General features: G+C 34.4%; 1 protein-coding gene. It reads left to right on the top strand.

All coding sequences use genetic code 11. The features are described from left to right. On the top strand, positions 1–2,090 hold a 2,090-nt coding region (locus L1S33_RS13150; RefSeq protein WP_240562674.1), incomplete at both ends, for an Ig-like domain-containing protein.

Genomic DNA, 2,090 nt, shown 5'->3' on the forward strand with positions numbered 1-2,090 from the left:
GTAAGTTTAGAGACAGTTCCTGTAACCTGTAATGGAGATGAAGATGGAAGTATTACTGCCACAGTAACAGGCGGATCAGGTAATTTCACGTATAGTTGGAGTACTGGTCAAACAATAAAAGACATTACAAGTTTATCAGGAGGAAGTTATACAATCACAGTAACTGATACAGTAACCGAATGTTCAGAGCAAGCAACTATAACCGTAGCAGAACCAGAAGTATTAACAATAAATAATACAAGTCAAGATAATATTGCTTGTGAAGGAGAAGGAAAAGTAGTTGTTGAAGCACAAGGAGGAAATTCGCCATATAAATATTACATTGATAATGGAGCTGAGCAAAACAATGGAACTTTTGAAGGTTTATCAACAGGTAATCATACAATTAAAGTTATTGATGCTAAAGGATGTGAACAAGAGTTAATTGTAGAAATTTTATTCAATTGTACACTTGCTGTTAACGATTTCAATTTTGTATATGAAAACCAAAGCGTTACGGGTAACGTTTTAACAAATGATCAAGATTTTGAAGGAAACACGCAAACAGTAACTTTAACAACAGTAATAACAGCTCAAGGTATTACAGTTAATATTAACGCAACTACAGGAGAATATACATATACTGCACCAGCTAATTATATTGGAGAAGATAGTTTTACTTATACAATTGTAGACGATGGAAATCCACAAGCTACAGACTCTGCAACAGTTTATATTGAAGTTTTACCAGAAGGAAGCAATAATAACTTACCTCCAATTGCAAATCCAGATACAAATATTACCAAAGAAAATACACAAGTTACAGGTACTGTTTTAAATAATGATTTTGATGTAGATGGAAATAATATTTCTGTAACAAGTAACACAACTCCATCAAATGGTACATTAACAATAAATCCTAACGGAACATATACTTATAACCCAAATACTGGTTTTATAGGTGAAGATACTTTTTTGTACACAATTTGTGATGATGGAACACCATCGCTTTGTGATGAAACAAAAGTAACAATAACAGTAATTCCTGGTGACATTCAAAATATAACCATTGCAAATGATGATGCTTATATTACAATTCCGGATAGAGTTGTAACAGGAAATGTTTTAGATAATGATTTTGATCCAGAAGGAAACCAACAATTAGTAAATACAATTCCAGTTTCTGGTCCAATAAATGGTTCCGTAGTTTTAAATTCTAACGGTACATTTACTTATACGCCAACTAGTCCAACTTTTTCAGGTACAGATTCTTTTATATATCAAATATCAGATAACGGATCACCTGAGGCAACAGATATAGCAACAGTTATAGTTGCGGTTTCTTCAGTTTCTGATTTAAGTCTTACAAAAATATCTGAATTAACAACGGATGCTGACGGAAGTACAACATTTACACCTTTTGATACAGTAACATTTGTAATTAAGTTGAATAATGATGGACCAAGCGATGCAAACGGAGTTGAAGTAGAAGATAATTTACCTGACGGATATGACTTTGTTAGCGCAAATGCAGATGTTGGTTCTTTTGATGATAATTTAGGAATCTGGAATGTTGGAACTTTAACCAATCAACAAACTGCTACCTTAAATATTGTAGCTACAATTAAAGCTTCTGGCGAATATGAAAATATAACTCAAGTTACAAAAAGTAATAATTTTGATCCAGATTCAACACCAAATAATGATGATGGTGATCAAAGTGAAGATGATGAAGCAAATAATACTCCAGGTGGAGGAATTGATGATGCTTCAGACATCAGTTTAGACAAAACATCAGCAATCACCAACGATGCAGATAACAGTACCACACCAAGTCCAGGAGACACAGTTGAATTTACCATATCTGTAAACAACAACGGCCCTAATGAAGCACCAGGTGTTGTGGTAACAGACCAAATTCCAACAGGATACACGTTAACAGCCAACACACCAAGTCAAGGAAGTTACGACACCAACACAGGCGTTTGGACTATTGGAACGATAGCGAACCAAGCAACGGTAACCTTAGTAATCGAAGCAACGATTAACGCAAGTGGAGAGTACACCAACTTAGCAGAAGTAACAGCAAGTGATAATTTTGATCCAGATTC

Source organism: Tenacibaculum aquimarinum (genome assembly GCF_022478115.1).
Classification (GTDB): Bacteria; Bacteroidota; Bacteroidia; order Flavobacteriales; family Flavobacteriaceae; genus Polaribacter; species Polaribacter aquimarinum_A.